Source organism: Streptomyces sp. NPDC055815, from assembly GCF_053616475.1.
Window position 1 is genome coordinate 1 of the sequence record NZ_JBSHDU010000062.1, and the last position, 25897, is coordinate 25897.

A 25897-nucleotide genomic window follows, 5' to 3' on the forward strand; every position below is an offset into this window, starting at 1 on the left:
CCCCTTCTCCGTGTGCGCGCCTCGGATCAGGCCTTGACGCGGACTTCCTTGCGGAGCTTGGCGGTGGTGGCGGCGGCGTCGTCGAGGGAGCCGCCCTTGCCCGCCATCATCGAGGCCATGTCGACCGGGACGACGAAGCCCACGGTGCTGTGGTCGGCCCACACGCACATCGGGATGGTGAACGCGGGCGCGCCGGTGGACGCGTCGGCCTTCGTCTTGGCCTGCTGGCACTTCAGGACCGCGCCGTCGAGGTCGGCGGGTGTGAACTCCTGGGGGCTGCCCTCCAGCTGCGGCGCGTCGCCGTTGCCGGCGTCCTTGTCGGCCTCGGTCTTGGCGCTGGCGAAGATGGCGTCGACGACCTTCTCGGGGTCCTCGATCTCGCCGTACAGACCGTTGAAGGAGAGCATTTTGGCCGCGAGCGGGTTGGCCTTGTTCTCCACCTGGTAGGAGGCCTTGACCTGCTGGGCGTTCTTGACGCCGTTCTGCTCGGCCTCCTTGAGGGAGTCGTCGCCGCTCGACTTGCCCTTGTCAGGGCCCTTCTTGTACTCGCCCAGCACCGTCTCCGGCGTGATCAGCTTGTGCGGGCCGTCGTCCGCGACCGCGCCGCCGCCACCGCCGCCGATCACGAAGTACGCGCCCACGCCGATCGCCGCGACGACCGCGACCGCGGCGATGATCCAGCCGGCCTTGGACTTCTTCGGGGCCGGCGGGTGGGGGACGTAGCCGCCGGGGCCCTGGGGGGCGCCGTACTGCGGCTGCTGGCCGTACGGGCCGGGCTGCTGGGGCTGCTGCGGGTAGCCGTAGGGCGGCTGCTGCGGCGGAACGCCCTGCGGGGCCTGCTGGGGGTACCCGTAACCCGGCTGCGGAGCCTGCGGCTGGCCGTACGGGCCGGGCTGCTGCGGCTGCTGGCCGTAAGGGCCCGGCTGGCCGTAGGGACCGGGCTGCTGGCCGCCGTACGGGCCCGGCTGGTTGTAGCTCATGGACAGGTTCCCCTCACAGGATGTTTATGTCTGCCGAACATCCTGGCGGAACCCGTGGCCGGTGAGTGCGGCGGGGGCCACACCGTTACCGAACCAAAGCGTTTCAGGACACCACCGGGACACCCCTAAACTGGCCCCGTGACCGAGAACACTCAGCAGCAGACAGCGCCCACCACCGAACTGCCGACCCAGTACGCGCCGGCCGAGGTAGAGGGGCCGCTGTACGAGCGCTGGGTAGAGCGCGGGTACTTCGAGGCGGACGCGAAGAGCGAGAAGCCGGCGTACACCATCGTCATCCCGCCGCCGAACGTCACGGGCTCGCTCCACCTGGGCCACGCCTTCGAGCACACGCTGATCGACGCCCTCACCCGCCGCAAGCGCATGCAGGGCTTCGAGACGCTGTGGCAGCCGGGCATGGACCACGCCGGCATCGCCACCCAGAACGTCGTCGAGCGCGAGCTCGCCAAGGAGGGCAAGTCCCGCCACGACCTGGGCCGCGAGGCCTTCGTCGAGCGTGTCTGGGAGTGGAAGGCCGAGTCCGGCGGCCAGATCGCCGGCCAGATGCGGCGCCTCGGTGAGGGCCTCGCCTGGAGCCGGGACCGCTTCACCATGGACGAGGGCCTGTCCCGTGCCGTCCAGACCATCTTCAAGAAGCTCTACGACGACGAGCTGATCTACCGCGCCGAGCGCATCATCAACTGGTGCCCGCGCTGTCTGACGGCCATCTCCGACATCGAGGTGGACTACCAGGAGGACGACGGCGAGCTCGTCTCCATGACGTACGGCGAGGGGGACGACACCATCGTCGTCGCCACGACACGCGCCGAGACGATGCTCGGTGACACCGCCGTCGCCGTCCACCCCGACGACGAGCGCTACGCCCACCTGATCGGCAAGCAGATCAAGCTGCCGCTGACCGACCGTACGATCCCGGTCGTCGCCGACACGCACGTCGACCCCGAGTTCGGCACCGGCGCCGTCAAGGTGACCCCGGCGCACGACCCGAACGACTTCGCCATCGGCCAGCGCCACAACCTCGAATCCATCGAGGTCCTCGACGAGCGCGGTGTGATCACCACCCACGGCCCCTTCCAGGGTCTGGACCGCTTCGAGGCCCGCTCCGCCATCGTCGCCGCCCTGCGCGCCGAGGGCCGGATCGTCGCCGAGAAGCGCCCGTACGTCCACTCCGTGGGCCACTGCTCGCGCTGCAAGACGACGCTGGAGCCGCGTCTGTCCCTGCAGTGGTGGGTCAAGGTCGAGACCCTCGCCAAGGCCGCCGGCGACGCGGTCCGCGACGGTCGGGTCAACATCCACCCGGCCGACATGTCGCAGCGCTACTTCGACTGGGTCGACAACCTCAACGACTGGTGCATCTCGCGCCAGCTGTGGTGGGGCCACCGCATCCCCGTCTGGCACGGCCCGAACGGCGAGCTGGTCTGCGTCGGCCCGGACGAGGAGCCGCCGACGGGTGAGGGCTGGACGCAGGACACCGACGTCCTCGACACGTGGTTCTCCTCCGGCCTGTGGCCGTTCTCCACGATGGGCTGGCCGGAGCAGACCCCGGACCTGGAGAAGTTCTACCCGAACTCCGTCCTGGTCACGGGCTACGACCTGATGTTCTTCTGGGTCGCCCGGATGATGATGTTCGGCCTGTACGCGATGGACGGGCAGCCGCCGTTCCACACGATCGCGTTCCACGGCATGGTCCGCGACGAGTTCGGCAAGAAGATGTCGAAGTCGTTCGGGAACACGGTCAACCCGCTGGACTGGATGGACAAGTACGGCTCCGACGCCCTGCGTTTCACCCTGGCCAAGGGCGCCAACCCGGGCGTCGACGTCCCGATCGGCGAGGACTGGGTCCAGGCGTCCCGGAACTTCGCCAACAAGATCTGGAACGCGACCCGCTTCGCGATGATGAACGGCGCCACGATCGAGGGCCCGCTGCCGGACGCCTCCGAGATGTCGGCGACCGACCGCTGGATCCTGTCCCGCCTGAACAACGTCGTCGCCGAGGTGGACGCCTACTACGACGACTACCAGTTCGCCAAGCTCGCCGACGCCCTCTACCACTTCGCGTGGGACGAGGTCTTCGCCTGGTACGTCGAGCTGTCGAAGACCACGTTCTTCGCGGGGGGCGAGGGTGCCAAGGTCTCCGGCCGGGTCCTCGGCGAGGTCCTGGACGTCATGCTGCGGCTCCTTCACCCGATCGTCCCGTTCGTCACCGACACCCTGTGGACGACGCTCACCGGCGGTGAGTCCCTCGTGATCGCCGACTGGCCGAAGGACAGTGGCTTCCGCGACGCGGCCGCCGAGAAGGAGATCGAGCTCGTCCAGCAGGTCGTCACCGAGGTCCGCCGCTTCCGCAAGGAGCAGGGCCTCCAGGACGCCCAGAAGGTGCCGGCCCGCCTCACGCTCGACGGCACCCCGCTCGTCGCGCACGAGGCGGCCATCCGCCAGATCCTGCGCCTCCAGCCGGAGGGCGAGGGCTTCTCCGCCACCGCCACCCTGCCGGTCGCCGGTGCCACCGTCGCGCTCGACCTCTCGGGCACGATCGACGTCGCCGCCGAGCGCAAGCGCCTCGCGAAGGACCTCGCGGCGGCCGAGAAGGAGAAGGCGCAGGCCGAGGCCAAGCTCGGGAACGAGGCCTTCCTGGCCAAGGCCCCCGACAACGTCGTGGACAAGATCAAGGGCCGGCTCGCCAAGGCGGACGAGGACATCGCCCGCATCCAGAGCCAGCTGGCGGCCCTGCCGCAGGCCTGATCCGGACGCCCGAAGGGGCCCGGAACCGCTTCCCGCGGTTCCGGGCCCCTTCGGCTTTGTCCGTTTGTGGGTGACATCACGCGACTTGTGACCGAAGTCCATGGGCCCGGGACGAAAGACCCGGGATGATGGAAGGCATGCTCCGCCTCCCCACCGTCCCCGCGCTCCGCCGTTGCGTGGACCGGTGGGCCGTCTCGCCCCGCGCCCTCGACGTCGTCGCCGCGCTCAGCGCCTTCGGCCTCATGGTCCTGGACGTGCCGGGGCTCGCCCGCGCCGACAACTCCCTCACCGGCGTCACCGCGACCCTCGTCCTGGCCGCCGGCGCGGCGACCCTGGTCCTGCGCCGCCGGCTGCCCTGGCTGCCGTACGTGGTGGCGCTCGGCCTGATGGGCTGGCTGCACGAGCTGACCATGATCCAGTTCGCGCTGTACTCGATCGGCCGGTTCCGCGGGCGGCGCGCCGCGATCGCCGCGACCCTGCTGTACGTCGCCGTCGCCTACGCCTACTTCCTCCTGCCCGGCTGGCCCGCCGAACACGGCGAGACCGTCAGCGACTTCCTCAGCCTCGTCGTCCCGATCGGCGTCCTCGCGGCGGGCGTCGGCATCGCCGCGTACCGCCAGGACCTCGTCCGCGCCCTGGAGGTCCAGCGCCGCGACGCCGCCGCCCGGCAGGCCGTGCAGGAGGAGCGGATCTCCGTCGGCCGGGACGTCCACGACCTGGTCGGCCGCGAGCTCACCGTCCTCGCGGTGCGGGCCGAGGTCCTCGCCGTACGGGCCAGGGGAGAGGCCCACCAGAAGGACTTCGAGGAGCTCGCGGACACCGCTCGGCGCGCCCACCTCATGCTCAACGAGACGATCGTGCGCCGCGCCGACCGGGACGCCGCCACCCCCGGCCTCGAAGGGCTCGCCGGGCTCGCGGGGGAGAGCGAGCGGATGGGCAGCCCCGTCGAACTGACGGTCGCCGAGGAGGCCAAGGCGCTGTCCCCGCTCCGGCAGGCCGCCGTCCACCGCGTCGTCCGGGAGTGCCTGACGAACGCCGCCAAGCACGCGCCCGGCCTCCCCGTGACGGTCGCGATCGGCGTGGCGGGACCCGATCTGCGGATCGAGGTGCGCAACCCGCTGCCGAAGAGCCCGCCGGACCCGGCGCCCGTCTCGACCGGCACCGGCCTGTTCTCCATGGAGGAGCGCGTCACGAGCATGGGCGGCACCCTGAAGGCCCGCCGGGAGGACGGCGCCTACGTGGTGACTGCACTACTCCCGACGGGGCTCTAGCTCAGCGGACCGTCTCCGCCTTCCCCAGGACCCGCTGGAGCCCGTCGAAGTCCTCCACGCACCGGCCCGAGCCCAGCGCGACGCAGTCCAGCGGCTCGTCCGCGACGAAGACCGGGATGCCGGTCGCCGAGGCCATCCGCAGGTCCAGGCCCGGCAGCAGCGCCCCGCCGCCGGTCAGCACGATGCCGTGCTCCATCACGTCGCCGGACAGCTCCTGCGGGCACTCCTCCGTGCCGGGGTCGATCCCCATGTCCATGATCGCCACGTTTGCCGGGGTGATCGCGCCGACGGTGGACCGAAAGTCCCGAAAGGGGTGGGTCCATCGTCCTGTCGGTGCCGCTCCGTAGACTGGGCCCGTGAGCGAGCCGAGCGACCAGAGCGACGACCAGTTCGACGACATCGTCGACACCGAGACCCAGCGCGACCCCGACCTGGCGGTGATCGAGGCCGGCAGCCGTACCCTGCGCACGCAGGGCGGCCCGCCGCAGGGCGACCCCGTGCCCAGCCGCCCCGAGGACCCCGAGCTGGACAAGGCGCTGCGCGAGGTCGAGACCGAGCTGTCCACCCGCTGGGGCGAGACCAAGCTGGATCCCTCGGTCACCCGGATCGCGGCCCTGATGGACGTCCTCGGCGAGCCGCAGCGCGCGTACCCCTCGATCCACATCACCGGCACCAACGGCAAGACGTCGACGGCCCGCATGATCGAGGCCCTGCTCGGCGCCTTCGAGCTGCGCACCGGGCGCTACACCTCGCCGCACGTGCAGACCATCACCGAGCGGATCAGCCTGGACGGCGCCCCGATCTCCGCGGAGCGGTTCATCGAGACGTACCAGGACGTCAAGCCGTACGTGGAGCTGGTCGACGCCCGCGAGGAGTACCGGCTCTCCTTCTTCGAGGTCCTCACCGGCATGGCGTACGCGGCCTTCGCGGACGCCCCGGTCGACGCGGCCGTCGTCGAGGTCGGCATGGGCGGCACCTGGGACGCGACGAACGTCATCGACGCCTCCGTCGCCGTCGTCACCCCCATCGACCTCGACCACACCGACCGGCTCGGCGGCACGACCGCCGAGATCGCGGCCGAGAAGGCGGGGATCATCAAGCAGGGCGCGACCGTCATCCTGGCCCAGCAGCCGGTCGACGCGGCCCAGGTCCTGCTGAAGAAGGCCGTGGAGGCGGACGCGACCGTGGCCCGCGAGGGCATGGAGTTCGGCGTGGTCTCCCGCGAGGTCGCGGTCGGCGGCCAGCTCCTCACCCTGCGCGGCCTCGGCGGCGAGTACGAGGACCTCTTCCTGCCGCTGCACGGCGCCTACCAGGCGCACAACGCCGCGGTGGCGCTCGCGGCGGTCGAGGCCTTCTTCGGGATCGGCGCCGAGCACGCCAGGACGCTGGACATCGACACGGTCCGCCGGGCCTTCGCCCAGGTGGCCTCGCCCGGCCGCCTGGAGATCGTCCGCTCCTCACCGACCGTCATCCTGGACGCCGCGCACAACCCGCACGGCGCGCGGGCGACGGCGGAGGGCATCAGCGAGGCCTTCGGCTTCTCCCGGCTCGTCGGCGTGGTCTCCACGAGCGGCGACAAGGACGCCAAGGGGCTCCTGGAGGCCTTCGAGCCGATCTTCGCGGAGGTCGTGGTCACCGCGAACTCCAACCCGCGGGCCACCGACGTGGACGCGCTCGCCGCGATCGCGGTCGAGGTCTTCGGCGAGGACCGGGTCGTCGTCGAGCCGCGGCTGCCCGACGCCATCGAGGCGGCCATCACCCTCGCGGAGGAAGAGGCCGAGTACGGCGGCGCGGGTGTCCTCGTGACCGGTTCGATCTTCACGGTCGGCGACGCCCGGCTGCTGCTGCGAAGGGGCTGAACCCGATGCGTGTGCTCTGTTCCTCGACGCTCATCGGCGAGTTCTTCGTGATCGGCTTCGCCGGTCTCGTCGCCATGAAGGACGACAGCCTCGCCACGTCCACCGTCTGGTGGGTCTGCGGCGTGGCCATGGCCGTCTCGGTGCTGCTGTGCGGGATGCTCACCAGGCCCGGCGGGGTGCAGCTCGGCTGGGCGCTCCAGGTCGGGCTGATCCTCAGCGGCTTCTTCGTCCCCACCATGTTCTTCCTGGGCGCGGTCTTCGCCGGTCTGTGGTGGGCCTCGGTGCACTACGGCCGTCGGATCGACGAGACCAAGGCCCGCTGGGCCGCGGCACAGGCCTCGGCAGGGCCTGACGCTGCGTAATCGACGGGGGTGCGGGCCCTGTAGCCTCGGAGGTCCCGCACACCGTTTTTCCGAAGGAGTCCCCCCGTGAGCCAGCGATCGCTCGTCCTGCTCAAGCCCGACGCCGTCCGCCGTGGTCTGATCGGCGAGATCATCGGCCGTATCGAGCGCAAGGCCGGCTGGACCATCACGGCCCTGGAGCTGCGCGAGCTCGACCAGGACACGCTGGAGCAGCATTACGGCGAGCACAAGGGCAAGCCCTTCTACGAGCCGCTCATGGGCTTCATGCAGTCCGGTCCGGTCGTCGCGCTCGTCGTCGAGGGCGAGCGGGTCATCGAGGGCCTGCGCACGCTGGCCGGCCCGACCGACCCGATCGCCGCCGCGCCGGGCTCCATCCGGGGCGATTTCGGCACCATCGTCCGCGAGAACCTGATCCACGCCTCGGACTCGGAGGAGTCCGCGGCCCGCGAGCTGAAGATCTTCTTCCCGGGTCTCGTCTGACGCGAAGTCAGCCGAACGATGCACACTGTGGGGCGACCGAAGGAATTTCGGCCGCCCCCAGGCATATGAACGCCAATCCCGGGAACGGATCGCCGCGTCCTGCCGTCACCAGTACTGAGGTGGACCAACGCGCGCCATCCGCGCGGGCGGCACTACGATGGAAAACTCCACGCCGCACCACTCTCAGCCATGGGAAATCAAGGGGAACTTCATGTCGTTCATCGGCCGTGACATGGCTGTCGACCTCGGGACCGCCAACACGCTGGTGTACGTCAGGGGTCGAGGCATCGTTCTGAACGAGCCGTCAGTCGTCGCCATCAACACCAACACCGGGGGCATCCTCGCGGTCGGCGCCGAGGCGAAGAAGATGATCGGCCGGACCCCCGGCAACATCGTCGCCGTGCGCCCGCTCAAGGACGGCGTGATCGCCGACTTCGAGATCACCGAGCGGATGCTCCGCTACTTCATCCTCAAGATCCACAAGCGCCGCTACCTGGCCCGCCCCCGCGTCGTCGTCTGCGTGCCCTCCGGCATCACCGGAGTGGAGCGCCGCGCCGTCATCGAGGCGTCGACCCAGGCCGGCGCCCGTCAGGTGCACATCATCGAGGAGCCCATGGCGGCGGCCATCGGCTCGGGCCTCCCCGTCCACGAGGCCACCGGCAACATGGTCGTCGACATCGGCGGCGGCACCACCGAGGTCGCCGTCATCTCCCTCGGAGGAATCGTCACGGCACAGTCCATCCGGGTCGCCGGCGACGAGCTGGACAACGCGATCATCCAGCACATCAAGAAGGAGTACTCGCTCCTCCTCGGCGAGCGCACCGCCGAGCAGATCAAGATCACCATCGGCTCCGCGTACGACCTCGACAAGGACGAGCACACCGAGATCCGCGGCCGCGACCTCGTCTCCGGTCTGCCCAAGACCGTGGTCATCTCCGCCGCCGAGGTCCGCAAGGCCATCGAGGAGCCGGTCAACGCGATCGTCGACGCCGTGAAGACCACCCTCGACAAGTGCCCGCCGGAGCTCTCCGGTGACGTCATGGACCGCGGCATCGTTCTCACGGGTGGCGGCGCCCTGCTCCGCGGCCTCGACGAGCGCCTCCGGCGCGAGACCGGCATGCCGATCCACATCGCCGAGGACCCGCTGGACTCGGTGGCGCTCGGCTCCGGCAAGTGCGTGGAGGAGTTCGAGGCTCTCCAGCAGGTGCTGGACGCCCAGCCGCGTCGCTAGCGACGACAGTTCAACCGAACAGCCGAACAACCGAACCACGAGGAAAGGCACGGCCGCCGCACGTGAGGGACACACGAGAGAGCCGGCTGCTCCTGGTGCTGCTGATCGCCATCGCGTTCGCACTGATCACGGTGGACATCCGCGGCGGTCAGGAGTCACCCGTCGACGGTGCCCGGCAGGCCGCAGCGGCGGTCTTCGGGCCCGTCGAGAACGGTGTGGCGGCCGCCGTCGATCCCGTCGGCAACGCCATAGGCGCGGTACGGGACTCCGGCGAGCGGCACACCCGGATCGCCGCCCTGGAGAAGGAGAACGCCGAGCTGAAGGCGAAGCTCGGCAGCGACGACCGCAACCGCAACCGGCTCCACGAGCTCGACACCATGCTCAAGACCGCCGGCGCCGGGCAGTACGGCATCAAGGGCGCCCAGGTCATCGCCATAGGAGCGGCCCAGGGCTTCTCCTGGACCGTCACCATCGACATCGGCGCCCGCGACGGCATCAAGCGCGACATGACCGTCCTCAACGGCGCCGGTCTGGTCGGCCGCGTCACCACCGTCGGCCCCTCCACCTCCACCGTCCTCCTCGCCAACGACCCCGACTTCACCGTCGGCACCCGCATGGAGAAGAGCGACGAACTCGGCTTCGCCACCGGCCAGGGCGACAGCCCCCTGCTCGTCCAGCTCCTCAACGGCAAGGCCAAGGTGAAGCCCGGCGACCGGCTCGTCACCTTCGGCTCCCGCGCCGACAAGCCCTTCGTACCGGGCGTCCCGGTCGGCGAGGTCGTCCGCGTCGACCCCTCGGGCGGCGGCCTGACCCGCAACATCTACGTCCGCCCGTACGTCGGCTTCACCAAGCTCGACATCGTCGGCGTCGTCGTCCAGGCCCCGCGCTCCGACCCCCGCGACATGGTCCTCCCGCAGAAGCCCAAGCCCGCGCCGACCGTCACGGTCACGGTCACACCGCCGCCACCGGACGGACAGCAGGCGAACGAGCAGGGCCAGGGACAGAATCAGAGCGACGGTCAGAACCAGCAGGCACAGCAGGACCAGGGGGGCGTGACACCGTGAAGTTCAACCGCATCCTCCTCTCCGCCACCCTGATCGTCGTCGCCCTCGTCGTCCAGGTCTCCGTCCTCGCCCGCCTCCAGCTCCCCGGAGCCGTACCCGACCTCGTCCTCCTCACCGTCGTCGGCCTCGCCCTCGTCTACGGACCGGTCAGCGGCTCCCTCATCGGCTTCACCGCCGGCCTCCTCTCCGACCTCGCCCCGCCCGCCGACCACGCCGCCGGCCGCTACGCCCTCGTGCTCTGCGTCATCGGCTACCTCGTCGGCCTCGCGAAGCCGGACAACGGCCGGCTGACCTCCGCGAGCGGCCCCATGGCCGTCGTCGTCGCCGCGGCCCTCGGCTCCACCCTGCTGTACGCCGGCGTGGGCGCCCTCGTCGGCGACACCGCCGCCCGCCATGTCGGCCTCGGCTTCCTGCTGTTCACCGCGGCCGTCTACGACCTGCTCCTCGCGCCCTTCACCGTGCCGCTCATCATGGCCCTGGCCCGCCGCGCCGAGAACGACCCGCTCGCCGACGCCGGCGGCGGCAACGGCGCCGACGTCGCCTCCGGCTGGCTCTCCTCCGGCACCGGCCTCAGGATCGGCGCCCAGCGCGGCGGCCTGCGCGTGAAGGCCGCACGGAGCCGCGCCTCACGCGCCGGACGCATCAAGGGAGTCAAGCGACTGTGACCGAGGGGGCCCCGGCAGCATGACCAACATCCCCGAGACAGGGCGGACCCCCCGGGTCCAGATCCGGCTCGTCGTCATCCAGATCCTCGTCTTCTCCCTGCTCCTCACGCTGGGGGGCCGGCTCTGGTACCTCCAGATCCGCAACGGCAAGGAGTACACGGACGAGGCGAAGAACAACCACGTCCAGCAGGTCGTCCAGCCCGCCGTCCGCGGCTCGCTCCTCGACGCCCGCGGCGTCCCGCTCGCCGACAACGAGACCCGGCTCGTGGTCTCCGCGTCCCGCACCGAGCTCATGAAGATGAAGGACGACGGCAAGGCCGTCCTCACCCGGCTCGCCGACGTCCTCGACATGAAGCCGCAGGACGTCATCAACAAGATCCGGCTCTGCGACTCCGAGACGCCCAAGCCCTGCTGGAACGGCTCGCCCTACCAGCCGATCCCGGTCACCGACGAGGCCACCACCCAGCAGGCCCTCCAGATCCGCGAGCGCGCCGAGGACTTCCCCGGCATCACCGCCGAGCCCACCGCCGTCCGCCGCTACCCGGCCCCCGGCAAGTCCCGCACCTCCCAGGTCCTCGGCTACCTCTCGCCCGTCACCGACGCCGAGATCGAGAAGGCCAAGGACACCGACTCGCCGTTCCTCCGCTCGGACCAGGTCGGCCGCTCCGGCCTGGAGCGCACCTACGACAAGGAACTGCGCGGCAAGGCCGGCGTCACCCGCTACGAGGTCGACAACCTCGGCCGCGTCATCGGCCAGGCCAAGAGCGACCCCGCCGTCCCCGGCTCCAACGTCGTCACCTCCATCGACGCCCGCGTCCAGGCGGTCGCCGAATGGGAGCTGCACAACGCGATGGTGGAAGCCCGCAAGACGTACGACAAGAACACCAGCGAGAACTACAAGGCCGACGCCGGCGCCGTCGTCGTCATGGAGAACAAGACCGGCCGCATCGTCGCCATGGCCTCGCAGCCCGACTACGACCCCAACGCCTGGGTCGGCGGCATCTCCGCCAAGGACTACGCCGCCCTCACCGGCAAGGACTCCAACTTCCCGCTCCTCAACCGGGCCATCCAGGGCCAGGCCGCCCCCGGCTCCATCTTCAAGGTCATGTCGACCACCGCCGCCGTCAACGCCGGATACGAGTTCAACGGCCGCTACCCGTGCCCGTCCTCGTACGCCATCGGCGGGCAGGTCTTCAAGAACTTCGAGTCCCAGGGCCACGGCTCCATCACCCTCGGCCAGGCCCTCGAAGTCTCCTGCGACACCGTCTACTACGCCCTCGCCCACCAGCAGTGGCTCAACGACGGCGGCATGAAGCCGAAGAAGGACGCCAAGGACTGGTTCTACCGGACGGCCCATCAGTTCGGCCTCGGCGCCGAGACCGGCATCGACCTCCCCAACGAGGTCACCGGCCGCGTCCCCGACCGCAAGTGGAAGCAGGACTTCTGGGCGGCCAACAAGGACTACTGGTGCAAGATCGGCAAGCGCGGCGGCACCTACGTCCAGCAGCTCTCCTACGAGAACTGCCTCGAAGGCAACCTCATGCGCGCCGGTGACTCCGTCAACTACTCCATCGGCCAGGGCGACACCCTCGTCACCCCCATCCAGATGGCCACCATCTACGCCGCCATCGCCAACGGCGGCACCCTCTGGAACCCCACCGTCGGCAAGGCCGTCATCAGCCCCGACGGCAAGAAGGTCACCGAGATCAAGCCCAAGTCCCACGGCAAGCTCCCCATGACGGCGGAGACCCGCGACTTGATAGAGGAAGCCCTCGCGGGAGTCGCCACCCGCGGTACCGCCGCCTGGCGATTCGGCGGCTGGCCGCAGGACAAGATCCCGATGCACGCCAAGACGGGTACCGCCGAGGTCTACGGCAAGCAGACGACCTCCTGGTTCGCCACGTACACCAAGGACTACGCGATCGTCATGACGATCTCCCAGGGTGGTACCGGCTCCGGCGCCTCCGGCCCCGCCGTGCGCAACATCTACGACGCGCTCTACGGACTCGACGACGCCGGCAACCAGGACCTCAAGCGGGCCCTGCTGCCGCGGCCGCAGGCGACCCTGCCGAAGATCGAGGCCGACGGCTCCATCGACGCGCCCAAGATCAAGCCGTACGACCCCGAGGTCGGGAAGATCGACCCGAACGCGCCCGTGAAGGCGGACGGCACCACGCCCGACCCGGACCCCACGAAGAAGCCGGACGACGACGAGACCCTCGCGGGCCCGCCCGCGGGCCGGCACCGGGACTGAGAAGGAACCCATGACCGCACCCCACGGCTTCTCCGTCTCCCGGTACGCACCCGAGCGCGGCACCCTCGCCAAGCTGGCCGCCCGCGACTCGGTGCTCCGCCGGCTCGACTGGCCCATCCTGCTGTCGGCGCTCGCCCTCTCCGGCATCGGCTCGCTGCTCGTCTGGTCCGCCACCCGCGGCCGCACCGAGCTCAACCAGGGCGACCCGTACTACTTCCTCTTCCGGCACGTGCTCAACACCGGCATCGGGCTCGCCCTGATGATCGGCACGATCTGGCTCGGCCACCGCACCCTGCGCGGTGCGGTGCCGATCCTCTACGGCCTCTCCATCGTGCTGATCCTCGCCGTCCTCACCCCGCTGGGCGCCACCATCAACGGCGCCCACGCGTGGATCGTCGTCGGCGGCGGCTTCTCGCTCCAGCCCAGTGAGTTCGTGAAGATCACGATCATCCTGGTGATGGCGATGCTCCTCGCCGCCAAGGTCGACGCCGGCGACCAGCTCCACCCCGACCACCGCACCGTCGCCAAGGCCCTCGCCCTGGCCGCCCTCCCCATGGGCATCGTCATGCTGATGCCCGACCTCGGCTCCGTCATGGTCATGGCCGTCATCGTGCTCGGCGTCCTGCTCGCCTCCGGCGCCTCCAACCGTTGGGTCCTCGGCCTCATCGGCGCCGGCGTCCTCGGCGCGGTCCTCGTCACCGCCCTCGGCATGCTCGACGAGTACCAGATCAACCGCTTCGCGGCCTTCGCCAACCCCGACCTCGACCCCGCCGGCGTCGGCTACAACACCAACCAGGCCCGCATCGCCATCGGCTCCGGCGGCCTCCTCGGCGCCGGCCTCTTCAAGGGCTCACAGACCACCGGTCAGTTCGTCCCCGAACAGCAGACCGACTTCGTCTTCACCGTCGCCGGCGAGGAACTCGGCTTCGTGGGCGCCGGACTGATCCTCGTCCTCCTGGGCGTCATCCTCTGGCGCTCCTGCCGGATCGCCCGCGAGACCACCGAGCTCTACGGCACGGTCGTCGCGGCCGGGATCATCGCCTGGTTCGCCTTCCAGTCCTTCGAGAACATCGGCATGACCCTCGGCATCATGCCGGTCGCCGGACTGCCCTTGCCGTTCGTCTCCTACGGCGGCTCGTCGATGTTCGCCGTGTGGGTGGCGATCGGACTGCTCCAGTCGATCCGGGTACAGCGGCCCATGACGGCCTGACGGCGGCTAGATTCGAGCTATGGCGGAGACCAAGCGCGAGATCGAGCGGAAGTACGAAGCCACCGCGGGCACGGAGCTCCCGGACCTCACCCGGGTCACCGGAGTCGCGACCGTCCTGGACGACGGCGTCATGGAACTCGACGCCGTCTACCACGACACCCCCGATCTGCGCCTGGCGGCCGACGGGGTCACCCTCCGCCGCCGCACCGGCGGGAGCGACGCCGGCTGGCACGTGAAGTTCCCCGTCGCCGCCGGAATCCGCGACGAGATCAGAGCCCCGCTCAGCGACACCCTGCCGGACGCGCTCGCGGGGCTCCTGCGCTCCCGGGTCCGCGACGCCGACATCGTCCCGGCGGTCCACCTCCACTCCTCCCGCGACGTCCGCCACCTCCGCGCCGCCGACGGCACCCTCCTCGCGGAACTCTCCCTGGACACGGTCCACGCCGAACGCCTCCCGGACGGGGGAGAGGCCACCTGGACCGAGATCGAAGTCGAACTGGCGGACGACACCGACGACGAGACGATCCTCGACGCGATCGAGAAACGCCTGAAGAAGGCGGGCATCACCCCGTCGAACGCCCCGTCGAAACTGGCGCGGGCACTGGAGGAGACCGGCGCCGCGCCCCGCTCGCGGACCACCCCCGGAAAGCCCGGCACCGCCGGAGCCGCCGTCCTCGCCTACGTACGCGAACAGGTCGAGGCGATCGTCGCCCTCGACCCCGCCGTCCGCCGCGACCTCCCCGACGCCGTGCACCAGCTGCGCGTCGCCTGCCGACGGCTGCGCAGCGCCTTCAAGACGTACCGCGCCGTCCTCGACCGGGACGTCACCGACCCCCTCGGCGACGAGCTGAAGTGGCTCGCCGGCGAGCTCGGCGCCGCCCGCGACCAGGAAGTCCTCACCGAGCGGCTGAGCGCCCGGATCGACGACGTCCCCAAGACCCTCCGCCTCGGCCCCGTCAGGGCCCGGCTGCGGATCTGGACCTCCGCCCGCGGCACCGGCGCCCGGCGCAGGGCCCTCGCCGCCCTGGACTCCGACCGCCACCTGGCCCTGCTCGAAGCGCTCGACGCGCTGCTCGCCGACCCGCCCCTGCGCAAGGCCGCCCGGCGCGACGCCCGCAAGGTCCTCGCCCGCGCCGTCCTCAAGGACCACGACCGCCTCGCCGGCCGCGTCGACGACGCCCTCGCCCTCGACCCCGGCCACGAGCGGGACCTCGCCCTGCACGCGGCCCGCAAGGCCGCCAAGCGCGCCCGGTACGCCGCCGACGCGGCCCGCCCCACCCTCGGCAAGCCCGCGAAGAAGCTCGCCAAGCGCGTGAAGGCCGTCCAGACCCTCCTCGGCGAACACCAGGACGCCGTGGTCGCCCGCGCGACCCTCCGGGAACTGGCGGTCCAGGCCCACGCCGCCGGCGAGTCCGCCTTCACCTGGGGACTTCTCCACGGCCGCGAGGAGGCGGCGGCCGCGGAACAGGAGCGGGAACTGCCCGCGGCGTGGGCGCGGGCCTCGGCCCCGAGAATCCGGGCGGCACTGAGCCGCTGAGCACCGGGGTACGCTTGAGAGTCGCCCCCCTGCCAGCTCACGAAGGTTCGAGATGTCTGCTGCCGAGTCTGTCTTCCCGCAGCTCGAAGCTCTGCTCCCGCACGTGCAGAAGCCGATTCAGTACGTCGGTGGAGAGCTGAACTCCACGGTCAAGCCGTGGGAGTCCGCCGACGTCCGCTGGGCGCTGATGTACCCGGACGCGTACGAGGTCGGCCTGCCCAACCAGGGCGTCATGATCCTCTACGAGGTGCTGAACGAGCGCGAGGGCGTCCTCGCCGAGCGCACCTACAGCGTGTGGCCGGACCTCGAAGAGCTGATGCGCGAGCACGACGTGCCGCAGTTCACCGTGGACAGCCACCGCCCCGTCGGCGCGTTCGACGTCTTCGGCCTGAGCTTCTCCACCGAGCTCGGCTACACGAACATGCTCACCGCCCTCGACCTGGCGGGCATCCCGCTGGAGTCGAAGGACCGGACCGTCGACCACCCGATCGTGCTCGCCGGCGGCCACGCCGCGTTCAACCCCGAGCCGATCGCGGACTTCATCGACGCGGCGATCATCGGCGACGGCGAGCAGGCCGTCCTCGACATGACCGAGATCATCCGCCAGTGGAAGGCCGAGGGCCGGCCCGGCGGACGCGAGGAGGTCCTCTTCCGCCTCGCGAAGACCGGCTCGGTCTACATCCCGGCGTTCTACGACGTCGAGTACCTGCCGGACGGCCGCATCGGCCGCGTCGTCCCGAACAAGTCGGGCGTCCCGTGGCGCGTGTCCAAGCACACCGTCATGGACCTCGACGAGTGGCCGTACCCCAAGCAGCCCCTCGTGCCGCTCGCGGAGACCGTCCACGAGCGCATGTCCGTCGAGATCTTCCGCGGCTGCACCCGCGGCTGCCGCTTCTGCCAGGCCGGCATGATCACGCGCCCCGTGCGGGAGCGAAGCATCACCGGCATCGGCGAGATGGTCGAGAAGGGCCTCAAGGCGACCGGCTTCGAGGAGGTCGGCCTGCTCTCCCTGTCCTCCGCGGACCACACGGAGATCGCCGACATCGCGAAGGGCCTGGCCGACCGGTACGAGGAGGACAAGATCGGCCTGTCCCTCCCCTCGACCCGCGTCGACGCCTTCAACGTCGACCTGGCGAACGAGCTCACGAGGAACGGCCGCCGCTCCGGCCTCACCTTCGCCCCCGAGGGCGGCTCCGAGCGCATGCGCAAGGTCATCAACAAGATGGTCTCGGAAGAGGACCTCATCCGTACCGTCTCGACGGCCTACGGCAACGGCTGGCGCCAGGTGAAGCTGTACTTCATGTGCGGCCTGCCGACCGAGACCGACGAGGACGTCCTGCAGATCGCCGACATGGCGATGAACGTGATCGCCGAGGGCCGCAAGGTCTCCGGCCAGAACGACATCCGCTGCACCGTCTCCATCGGCGGCTTCGTCCCCAAGCCGCACACCCCCTTCCAGTGGGCCCCGCAGCTCTCGGCCGAGGAGACGGACGAGCGCCTGCGCAAGCTCCGCGACAAGATCCGCGGCGACAAGAAGTACGGCCGCTCGATCGGCTTCCGCTACCACGACGGCAAGCCCGGCATCGTCGAGGGCCTCCTCTCCCGCGGCGACCGCCGCCTCGGCGCGGTCATCCGCGCGGTGTACGAGGACGGCGGCCGCTTCGACGGCTGGCGCGAGCACTTCTCGTACGACCGCTGGATGGCCTGCGCCGAGAAGACCCTCCCCGAGGTCGGCGTGGACGTCGCCTGGTACACCACCCGCGAGCGCACCTACGAGGAGGTCCTGCCCTGGGACCACCTGGACTCGGGCCTCGACAAGGACTGGCTCTGGGAGGACTGGCAGGACGCCCTCGACGAGACCGAGGTCGAGGACTGCCGCTGGACCCCGTGCTTCGACTGCGGCGTCTGCCCCGCGATGCAGACCGAGATCCAGGTCGGCCCGACGGGCAAGAAGCTGCTGCCGCTGACGGTGGTCAAGTAGTAACGCTTGCGTGACGGCCCGGCGAAGGGGAAACCCTTTGCCGGGCCGTCGCGTCGTTTCGGGCATGAACACGGAAAACCCGGGCTGTCTCACGGGAGTGGCGCGTGCCGTCGCCCTGGTGATCGTCCTGCCCGTCCGGCTGGTCTGGGACGCCTTCGCCTTTCTGATGAAGCAGCTGTGGCGCTGGGTCCTCGCGCCGGTCGGCCGGGCCCTCGGATGGCTGATCCACTACCTCGTCGTGATCCCGCTGCGGTTCCTGTGGGAGTGGGTGATCGTCCCGGTCGGCCGGGCCCTGTGGTGGGTGATCGACCTGCTCGTCGTCACCCCGCTGACCTGGCTGTGGCGCTGGGTGCTCCTCCCCGTCCTCAAGGGGCTGTGGTGGGTCGTCGACCTGCTGGTCGTCACCCCGCTGGGCTGGCTCTGGCGGTACGTGCTCGCGCCCGTCGCCCGGGCGGTCGGCGCCGCGCTCGCCTGGGCCTGGGACCTCGCCGGACAGATCCTGGGGGCCGTCGGCCGGGCGATCGGCTGGGTGCTGTGGAACCTCGTCGGCCGGCCCCTCGCCTGGGTGTACCGGACGGTCCTCACCCCCGTCGGCCACTGGCTGCGCACCTGGGTGTGGGCGCCCGTCGCCGCCGCCGCGCGCGCCGTCCGCACCGCCGCCCGTGAGGTCCGGATCGCCCTCTTCGGCGGAGCCCGCTGACCCGGCCCGGGGAACCGGAGGTGGCCCGGGCGCGTACTCTGGGTAGTACAGCGAACGTCCCCGGCGCGGCGCCCGCCCCCGAGATCTCCCCGCGGAAGCGGGGGTGAACCGGGCGGGACCCCTGGGGCAACCCGTACATCTCGTGGACGGCGCGCACCCGCGCCGCCCCGCACCGAGGAGAAGAACCACTGGGCAAGCGACAGCCCGAAGGCCCGCCGCCCGCACCGGCGGTGCAGCGCATCCGACTGCGCTACACCAAGCGCGGCCGCCTCCGGTTCACCAGCCACCGTGACTTCCAGCGCGCCTTCGAGCGTGCGCTGCGCCGTGCCGAGGTGCCCATGGCGTACTCGGCGGGCTTCACCCCGCACCCCAAGGTGTCGTACGCCAACGCCGCCCCGACGGGTACGGGCTCCGAGGCCGAGTACCTGGAGATCGCGCTCACCGAGACGCGCGACCCGGAGACCCTGCGGGTCCTGCTCGACGAGTCCCTCCCGGCGGGCCTCGACATCACCGACGCCGTCGAGGCCCGGACCTCGGGTCTCGCCGACCGGCTCACCGCCTCCGTGTGGGAGCTGCGCCTGGAGGGCGTCGCCGTCGGGGAGGCCGAGAAGGCCGTCGAGGCGTTTCTCGCCGCCGAGACGGTGGAAGTACAGCGCAAGACCAAGAACGGAGTCCGCACCTTCGACGCCCGTTCCGCCGTCACCGAGCTGACAGCACTCCGTCCCCAGGGTGATCCCCAGGGTGATAGGCCGCTGGACAGCGCCTGTGCGATACTGCGGCTGGTTGTTCGGCACGTGACACCTGCCGTGCGACCCGACGACGTCCTGTCCGGTCTCCGAGCTGTGGCCGACCTGGCGCCGCCGGTCCCCGCTGCGGTGACCAGGCTGGCGCAGGGGCTCTTCGACGAGGAGTCCGGCACGGTGACCGACCCGCTCGCGCCCGACCGCGAGGCAGTCACGGCCGCTTCACCCACGGCCGCCGCGACCGCCCCGGCGACGGCGCCGGGTACCGGTACCGCGTAGGGAGCGGTCGTCGTAGCGCCGCCCTGGTACTCGGGAGCCACCTGGGTCGGGCAGCGCACTGACCAGGAGACTTTCGCCAGGCCGTCCGCACAGGGCGTACGGAACCGGCGAGCCAGACATACAGCTCCCGTGCGGCGCCCGCGCCCCGGACGGCGGCACCGCGCCACTGGCGCGACCGTGCCGCCGGACCGGAACCAGGCGCGGCGCCCGGGAGCGTGACGGGAGAACCGCCCGCATGCTCGAGTCCAACGAAGACACCAACGCCCCCGGTGACAAGCTGCCGCCGCGCCGCAGGCGCCGCGCCGCTTCCCGCCCCGCCGGTCCGCCGGTGACGGGCGCGACCGCCGAGACCCCGGCGACCGAGGCCCCGGCCGTCGAGGCCGCCCCGGCCGAGACCGAGGCCGCCCCCGCGCCGCGCACCCGCCGCCGCGCCACCCGCAAGGCCACCGCGCCTGCCGTGGAGGCCGCGGTCGAGGCCGCGGTGGAGCCGGTCGTCGAGACCCCCGCGGCCGAGGCCGTCGAGGAGGCCCCCGAGGCCGCCCCCGCCCGCCCGCGCCGCCGTGCCACCCGTAAGGCCACCTCGCCGGTGACGGCAGTGGTCGCTGAGGAGGCTGCGGAGCCCGTGGTCGCTGCCGCTCCGGCCGCCGAACCGGTGGTCGCTGCCGCTCCGGCCGTCGAGACCGCCGTCGACGAGGCCGCCGCCGCGCCGCGGACCCGCCGTCGTGCCACCCGTAAGGCCACCTCGCCGGTGACCTCCACGGCCGTGGTCGCTGAGGAGGCTGCGGAGCCCGTGGCCGCCGCCGAGCCGGCCGCCGAGCCCGTCGTCGAGGCCCCGGTCGTCGAGGAGGCCGCCCCGCCGGCCCGTACCCGCCGTCGTGCCACCCGTAAGGCCACCTCGCCCGAGGCGAGCACCGAGGCCGCCACCGGCGAGTCGCTGCCGACGTCCGCCGTCGAGCAGATCACCTCCGACGAGGCCGAGGTCGCCGCCGCCGAGACCGCCGCCACCCGTGGCCGCGGCCGTCGCCGCGTCACCTCCCCGCAGTTCACCTCCGAGCCGGCCCCGGCCCGCGAGCCGCGCCGCGCCGCGCGCCCCGCCGTCGCCGTCTTCCAGGCCCCGGTCTTCGCCGAGCCGATGTTCCAGACCCCGGAGACCGCCGCCGCGGCCGCCGCCGCCGTGGTCGAGGAGCCGGAGGAGGAAGAGACCGTCGAGACCGTCGAGACGGTCGAGGCCGTCGTCGAGGCCGAGCCCGCCGAGCGCGCCGAGTCCGGCTCCCGCCGTCGCCGTCGCCGCCGTGGCGAGCCCGTGGCCGTCGCCGTCGAGCCCGTCCCGGCCACCGTCGCCGACGAGCCCGAGGTCGAGGCCGTCGCCGACGAGATCGAGGAGGCCGAGGAGGTCGAGGAGACGGACGAGTACGAGGACCGTCCGTCCCGCCGTCGCCGCCGTGGCGGCCGCCGCCGCCGTCGCGGTGAGCTCGCCGAGGTCGAGGAGACCGAGGAGGGCGAGGAGCCGCACGCCGAGGAGGAGGCCGAGGAGGCCGAGGAGGGCGAGGAGGAGCCGGAGGAGGCCGAGGCCTACGCCGGCGGCTCCAGCAGCTCCCGTCGTCGCCGCCGTCGCCGCCGTCGCAGCGGGGACGCCGCCGCCGAGGCCGAGGGCGCCGACGAGGACGGCGTCCGTACGGTCGTCAAGGTCCGCGAGCCCCGCCCGGCCCGTGAGAAGGCCGAGCCGTCCGACGAGGTCCAGTCCATCAAGGGCTCGACCCGCCTGGAGGCCAAGAAGCAGCGCCGCCGCGAAGGCCGCGAGCAGGGCCGCCGCCGCGTCCCGATCATCACCGAGGCCGAGTTCCTCGCCCGCCGCGAGGCCGTCGAGCGCGTCATGGTCGTCCGCCAGAACGGCGAGCGCACCCAGATCGGCGTCCTGGAAGACAACGTGCTCGTCGAGCACTACGTCAACAAGGAGCAGGCCACCTCGTACGTCGGCAACGTCTACCTGGGCAAGGTCCAGAACGTGCTGCCGTCCATGGAGGCCGCCTTCGTCGACATCGGCAAGGGCCGCAACGCCGTCCTGTACGCCGGTGAGGTCAACTTCGAGGCGCTCGGCATGGCCAACGGGCCGCGCCGCATCGAGTCCGCCCTCAAGTCCGGCCAGTCGGTCCTCGTGCAGGTCACGAAGGACCCGATCGGCCACAAGGGCGCCCGTCTGACCAGCCAGGTCTCCCTGCCCGGCCGTTACCTCGTGTACGTCCCCGAGGGCTCGATGACCGGCATCAGCCGCAAGCTCCCGGACACCGAGCGCGCCCGCCTGAAGACCATCCTCAAGAAGATCGTCCCCGAGGACGCGGGCGTCATCGTGCGCACCGCCGCCGAGGGCGCGAGCGAGGACGAGCTGCGCCGCGACGTCGAGCGACTGCAGGCGCAGTGGGAGGACATCCAGAAGAAGGCGAAGAGCGGCAACGCCCCGACCCTGCTGTACGGCGAGCCGGACATGACCGTCCGGGTCGTCCGCGACATCTTCAACGAGGACTTCTCCAAGGTCATCGTCAGCGGCGACGACGCGTGGGAGACCATCCACGGGTACGTCGGCCACGTCGCGCCCGACCTGGTGGACCGGCTGTCCAAGTGGACCAGCGAGGTCGACGTCTTCGCGACGTACCGGATCGACGAGCAGCTCATGAAGGCGCTCGACCGCAAGGTCTGGCTGCCCTCCGGCGGTTCGCTGGTGATCGACAAGACCGAGGCGATGATCGTCGTCGACGTCAACACCGGCAAGTTCACCGGCCAGGGCGGCAACCTGGAGGAGACCGTCACCAGGAACAACCTGGAGGCGGCCGAGGAGATCGTGCGCCAGCTGCGGCTGCGCGACCTCGGCGGCATCGTCGTCATCGACTTCATCGACATGGTCCTGGAGTCCAACCGCGACCTGGTGCTGCGCCGCCTCCTGGAGTGCCTGGGCCGGGACCGGACCAAGCACCAGGTGGCCGAGGTCACCTCGCTCGGCCTGGTCCAGATGACCCGCAAGCGGGTCGGCCAGGGCCTCCTGGAGTCCTTCTCCGAGACCTGCGTCCACTGCAACGGCCGCGGTGTCATCGTGCACATGGAGCAGCCGACCACCGCCGGTGGCGGTGGCGGCGGCAAGCGCTCGAAGAAGCGCGGCCGCGGCGGCGCCGAGCACGTCCACGAGCACGAGCACGCCGAGGCCGTGGAGCCGGAGACTGCCGAGGCCGAGGTCGAGACCGAGGCCGAGGTCGCCGCCGAGCTGGCCGCCCCGGTGGCCGTGCCGGTGCCGATCGCCCCGGACGAGGAGCTGTACGGCTCCGTCGCCGAGGCCGAGGCCGAGGCCGCCGCCACGCGCGGTCGTGGCCGCCGTCGCGCCACCCGCCGGGTGTCCGCGCCGGTCGTCTCGACGCCGGTCGCCCCGGCGCCGGTCGTGGAGACCGAGGCCGTGGACTTCGAGCCGAAGCCCGTCGCCGAGCCCGCCCCGGTGCCGGTCGCCGAGCCGGTCGTGGAGCCCGTCGCCGAGCAGGCCGCCGAGCCCGTGGCCGAGGAGGCGCCCGCGCCGGCCCCGCGTGGCCGTCGCCGCGCCACCCGTCGGGTGACGTCCCCGGTCGTCTCGACCACGGACGCCGCCGCCGAGATCGTCGCCGAGCCGGTCGCCGAGGCCGCTCCCGTCGCGGAGCCGGAGCCCGTCGTGGCGCCGGAGCCGGTGGCCGAGCCGGTCGTCGAGGCCGTCGCCGAGCCCGTCGTCGAGGAGGCCCCCGCGGCCGCCGCGCCGCGTGCCCGTCGCCGGGTGGTCCGTAAGGCCACCGCTCCCGCCGGTTCGCCCGCGGGCGCCGAGGAGGCGGCCGTCGTCGTGGTGACCACGGCCCCCGCCGAGGCCACCGAGGCGCCGGCCGAGGCGGAGGCCGCGCCGGCCAAGAAGACGGCCGCGCGCAAGACCGCGAAGAAGGCCACGGCCAAGAAGGCCGCCACCAAGAAGACGGCGGCGACCAAGAAGACCGCGGCGAAAAAGACCACCGCCAAGAAGGCCACGGCCAAGAAGGCGGCGGAGAAGACCGCGGCTCCGGCCCAGGACTGATCCACCGGGTGCGGGCCGTCCCTCCACGGGGCGGCCCGCACCCGCTCGGGCGAATTTGACCCCTTGTGGCAGCCGCCCGTAACCTAGACCGTCGGCGTGTCTGATCGACATGCCGCGCCTCTGAGCACCTCCCTCCCGCTCGTCGGGAGAGGCCGCTCGTCCGATTCCGGAACGCCGCGGGCCCCCGGGCCCGTGTGAGCGGCTGGCTTCAGAGGTTCCATCCCGAGTGAGAGAGAGATCCGCGTGTACGCCATCGTGCGCAGCGGTGGTCGCCAGCACAAGGTTGCTGTCGGCGACATCGTTGAGGTTGACAAGATTTCCACTGCCAAGGTTGGCGACACGGTCGAGCTCTCGACCCTGCTCGTTGTCGACGGCGACGCCGTGACCAGCGACCCGTGGGTCCTGGCCGGCATCAAGGTCACGGCCGAGGTCGTGGACCACCACAAGGGCGCCAAGATCGACATCCTGCGCTACAAGAACAAGACCGGCTACCGCCGTCGCCAGGGTCACCGTCAGCAGTACACGGCGATCAAGGTCACCGGTATCCCCGCGGCTGCGAAGTAAGAGGGACTGAGACATGGCACACAAGAAGGGCGCATCGTCCACCCGGAACGGGCGCGACTCGAATGCCCAGCGGCTCGGCGTGAAGCGCTTCGGCGGTCAGGTCGTCAACGCGGGTGAGATCCTGGTCCGCCAGCGTGGCACGCACTTCCACCCCGGCGCGGGCGTCGGCCGTGGCGGCGACGACACGCTGTTCGCCCTGCAGGCCGGTTCGGTGCAGTTCGGCACCCACCGTGGCCGCAAGGTCGTGAACATCGTTCCGGTCGCCTGATCGGAACACTTTGCGGAGGCGGACCTCACTTCCCGTACGGGAAGCGGGTCCGCCTTTCGCGTGTTACTAGATAGACATTCCGCACGTAATTCTCTGGAGGCACACCCATGACCACCTTCGTGGACCGCGTCGAGCTGCATGTCGCCGCGGGTAACGGAGGCCACGGCTGCGCCTCCGTCCATCGCGAGAAGTTCAAGCCGCTCGGCGGCCCCGACGGCGGCAACGGCGGCCGCGGCGGCGATGTGACCCTGGTCGTCGACCAGTCGGTCACCACGCTCCTCGAGTACCACCACTCCCCGCACCGCAAGGCGACCAACGGTCAGCCCGGTGCCGGTGACAACCGCTCCGGCAAGGACGGCCAGGACCTGGTCCTGACCGTGCCCGACGGCACCGTCGTCCTCGACAAGCAGGGCAACGTCCTCGCGGACCTCGTCGGCGAGGGCACCACCTTCGTCGCCGGGCAGGGCGGCCGCGGCGGCCTCGGCAACGCCGCGCTGTCCTCGGCCCGCCGCAAGGCCCCCGGCTTCGCGCTCCTCGGCGAGCCCGGCGAGGCGCGGGACATCGTCCTGGAGCTCAAGACCGTCGCCGACGTGGCGCTCGTCGGCTACCCGAGCGCGGGCAAGTCCTCGCTCATCTCCGTCCTGTCGGCCGCCAAGCCGAAGATCGCGGACTACCCCTTCACCACGCTCGTCCCGAACCTCGGCGTGGTCACGGCCGGCTCGACCGTCTACACGATCGCCGACGTGCCGGGCCTCATCCCGGGCGCCAGCCAGGGCCGCGGCCTCGGCCTGGAGTTCCTCCGCCACGTGGAGCGCTGCTCGGTGCTCGTCCACGTCCTCGACACGGCGACGCTGGAGTCCGAGCGGGACCCGGTCACCGACCTCGACGTCATCGAGGAGGAGCTCAAGCAGTACGGCGGCCTGGAGGACCGGCCGCGGATCGTCGTCCTCAACAAGATCGACATCCCGGACGGCCAGGACCTCGCGGACATGATCCGCCCGGACCTGGAGGAGCGCGGCTACCAGGTGTTCGAGGTCTCCGCCGTGGCTCGTACGGGTCTCAAGGAGCTCTCCTACGCCCTCGCCGGCATCGTCGCCGAGGCGCGCGCGTCCAAGCCGAAGGAGGAGGCGACCCGGATCGTCATCCGCCCGAAGGCCGTCGACGACGCGGGCTTCACCGTCACGTACGACGAGGCCGAGGACGTCTACCGGGTGCGCGGCGAGAAGCCGGAGCGCTGGGTCCGCCAGACCGACTTCAACAACGACGAGGCCGTCGGCTACCTGGCCGACCGCCTCAACCGCCTCGGTGTCGAGGACCAGCTGATGAAGGCCGGCGCCCGCGCGGGCGACGGCGTCGCGATCGGCTCCGAGGACAACGCGGTCGTCTTCGACTGGGAGCCCACGATGATGGCCGGGGCCGAGATGCTCGGCCGCCGAGGCGAGGACCACCGTCTTGAGGCCCCGCGTCCGGCGGCGCAGCGCCGCCGTGACCGTCAGGCGGAGCGGGACGACGCGCAGCGCGAGTACGACGAGTTCGACCCGTTCTAGCGGGTCGGCTGCGCCGGTCCGACGGACGGAGTCCGGCGCAGCCGTCCGAAGCCGGTGAGGCCCCTTGGGG

General features: G+C 71.4%; 19 protein-coding genes and 1 pseudogene. 18 read left to right on the forward strand and 2 right to left on the reverse strand.

Annotation, left to right across the window (positions count from 1 at the left end):
* Window positions 1-26 precede the first annotated feature (26 nt).
* Window positions 27-980 (reverse strand): hypothetical protein, encoded by a 954-nt coding sequence (locus ACWGN5_RS30765; RefSeq protein ID WP_453521218.1) that lies wholly within the window; start codon window positions 978-980, stop codon window positions 27-29.
* Window positions 981-1118: 138 nt separating this feature from the next.
* Between ACWGN5_RS30765 and ACWGN5_RS30770 the strand changes: the two genes are divergently transcribed.
* On the forward strand, window positions 1119-3740 hold the full coding sequence (locus tag ACWGN5_RS30770; protein WP_453521220.1) for a valine--tRNA ligase: 2622 nt from the start codon (window positions 1119-1121) through the stop codon (window positions 3738-3740).
* Window positions 3741-3877: 137 nt separating this feature from the next.
* Window positions 3878-5011, forward strand: a complete 1134-nt coding sequence (locus ACWGN5_RS30775; protein WP_453521222.1) for a sensor histidine kinase — start codon at window positions 3878-3880, stop codon at window positions 5009-5011.
* 1 nt (window position 5012) lies between these two features.
* Here the strand turns inward: ACWGN5_RS30775 and ACWGN5_RS30780 are convergent.
* A pseudogene (locus ACWGN5_RS30780) lies at window positions 5013-5240 on the reverse strand (rod shape-determining protein); the annotation flags it as partial.
* 127 nt (window positions 5241-5367) lie between these two features.
* Between ACWGN5_RS30780 and folC the strand changes: the two are divergent.
* From folC to obgE, 16 genes are all read left to right on the forward strand, one after another.
* Window positions 5368-6870 (forward strand): bifunctional tetrahydrofolate synthase/dihydrofolate synthase, encoded by a 1503-nt coding sequence (folC, locus tag ACWGN5_RS30785; RefSeq protein WP_453521224.1) that lies wholly within the window; start codon window positions 5368-5370, stop codon window positions 6868-6870.
* Between the two features lie 5 nt (window positions 6871-6875).
* Window positions 6876-7232: a DUF4233 domain-containing protein gene (locus tag ACWGN5_RS30790; protein WP_453521226.1), complete on the forward strand. Its 357-nt coding sequence runs from the start codon at window positions 6876-6878 to the stop codon at window positions 7230-7232.
* A 66-nt stretch (window positions 7233-7298) separates the two neighbouring features.
* Window positions 7299-7712, forward strand: a complete 414-nt coding sequence (gene ndk, locus ACWGN5_RS30795) for a nucleoside-diphosphate kinase (protein ID WP_041129227.1) — start codon at window positions 7299-7301, stop codon at window positions 7710-7712.
* 211 nt (window positions 7713-7923) lie between these two features.
* On the forward strand, window positions 7924-8943 hold the full coding sequence (locus tag ACWGN5_RS30800; protein WP_017239313.1) for a rod shape-determining protein: 1020 nt from the start codon (window positions 7924-7926) through the stop codon (window positions 8941-8943).
* A 62-nt stretch (window positions 8944-9005) separates the two neighbouring features.
* Window positions 9006-10007, forward strand: coding sequence for a rod shape-determining protein MreC (gene mreC, locus ACWGN5_RS30805; protein WP_453521229.1), 1002 nt, complete (start codon window positions 9006-9008; stop codon window positions 10005-10007).
* Window positions 10004-10672: a rod shape-determining protein MreD gene (gene mreD / locus ACWGN5_RS30810; RefSeq protein WP_453521230.1), complete on the forward strand. Its 669-nt coding sequence runs from the start codon at window positions 10004-10006 to the stop codon at window positions 10670-10672. The genes mreC and mreD overlap by 4 nt, the downstream gene beginning before the upstream one ends.
* 19 nt (window positions 10673-10691) lie before the next feature.
* On the forward strand, window positions 10692-12926 hold the full coding sequence (gene mrdA / locus ACWGN5_RS30815) for a penicillin-binding protein 2 (RefSeq protein WP_453521232.1): 2235 nt from the start codon (window positions 10692-10694) through the stop codon (window positions 12924-12926).
* Window positions 12927-12936: 10 nt separating this feature from the next.
* Complete coding sequence (gene rodA, locus ACWGN5_RS30820) at window positions 12937-14136, forward strand: rod shape-determining protein RodA (RefSeq protein ID WP_453521234.1); 1200 nt, start codon at window positions 12937-12939, stop codon at window positions 14134-14136.
* Between the two features lie 19 nt (window positions 14137-14155).
* Window positions 14156-15673, forward strand: a complete 1518-nt coding sequence (locus tag ACWGN5_RS30825) for a CYTH and CHAD domain-containing protein (RefSeq protein WP_453521235.1) — start codon at window positions 14156-14158, stop codon at window positions 15671-15673.
* Between the two features lie 52 nt (window positions 15674-15725).
* Window positions 15726-17654 carry a TIGR03960 family B12-binding radical SAM protein gene (locus tag ACWGN5_RS30830; protein WP_369144227.1) on the forward strand — a complete coding sequence of 643 codons (1929 nt, stop codon included), beginning with the start codon at window positions 15726-15728 and terminating at the stop codon, window positions 17652-17654.
* Between the two features lie 64 nt (window positions 17655-17718).
* Window positions 17719-18354 (forward strand): hypothetical protein, encoded by a 636-nt coding sequence (locus tag ACWGN5_RS30835; protein WP_453521237.1) that lies wholly within the window; start codon window positions 17719-17721, stop codon window positions 18352-18354.
* A gap of 230 nt (window positions 18355-18584) precedes the next feature.
* Window positions 18585-19376, forward strand: coding sequence for a TIGR03936 family radical SAM-associated protein (locus tag ACWGN5_RS30840; RefSeq protein ID WP_453521240.1), 792 nt, complete (start codon window positions 18585-18587; stop codon window positions 19374-19376).
* Between the two features lie 235 nt (window positions 19377-19611).
* On the forward strand, window positions 19612-23448 hold the full coding sequence (locus ACWGN5_RS30845; protein WP_453521241.1) for an Rne/Rng family ribonuclease: 3837 nt from the start codon (window positions 19612-19614) through the stop codon (window positions 23446-23448).
* Window positions 23449-23691: 243 nt separating this feature from the next.
* Complete coding sequence (gene rplU / locus ACWGN5_RS30850) at window positions 23692-24012, forward strand: 50S ribosomal protein L21 (RefSeq protein WP_015033583.1); 321 nt, start codon at window positions 23692-23694, stop codon at window positions 24010-24012.
* Window positions 24013-24025: 13 nt separating this feature from the next.
* The gene (gene rpmA / locus ACWGN5_RS30855; protein WP_010041940.1) at window positions 24026-24280 is read left to right on the forward strand and encodes a 50S ribosomal protein L27; all 255 of its coding nucleotides are present in this window, start codon (window positions 24026-24028) and stop codon (window positions 24278-24280) included.
* Between the two features lie 107 nt (window positions 24281-24387).
* Window positions 24388-25827, forward strand: coding sequence for a GTPase ObgE (obgE, locus tag ACWGN5_RS30860; RefSeq protein ID WP_453521246.1), 1440 nt, complete (start codon window positions 24388-24390; stop codon window positions 25825-25827).
* Window positions 25828-25897: the final 70 nt, after the last annotated feature.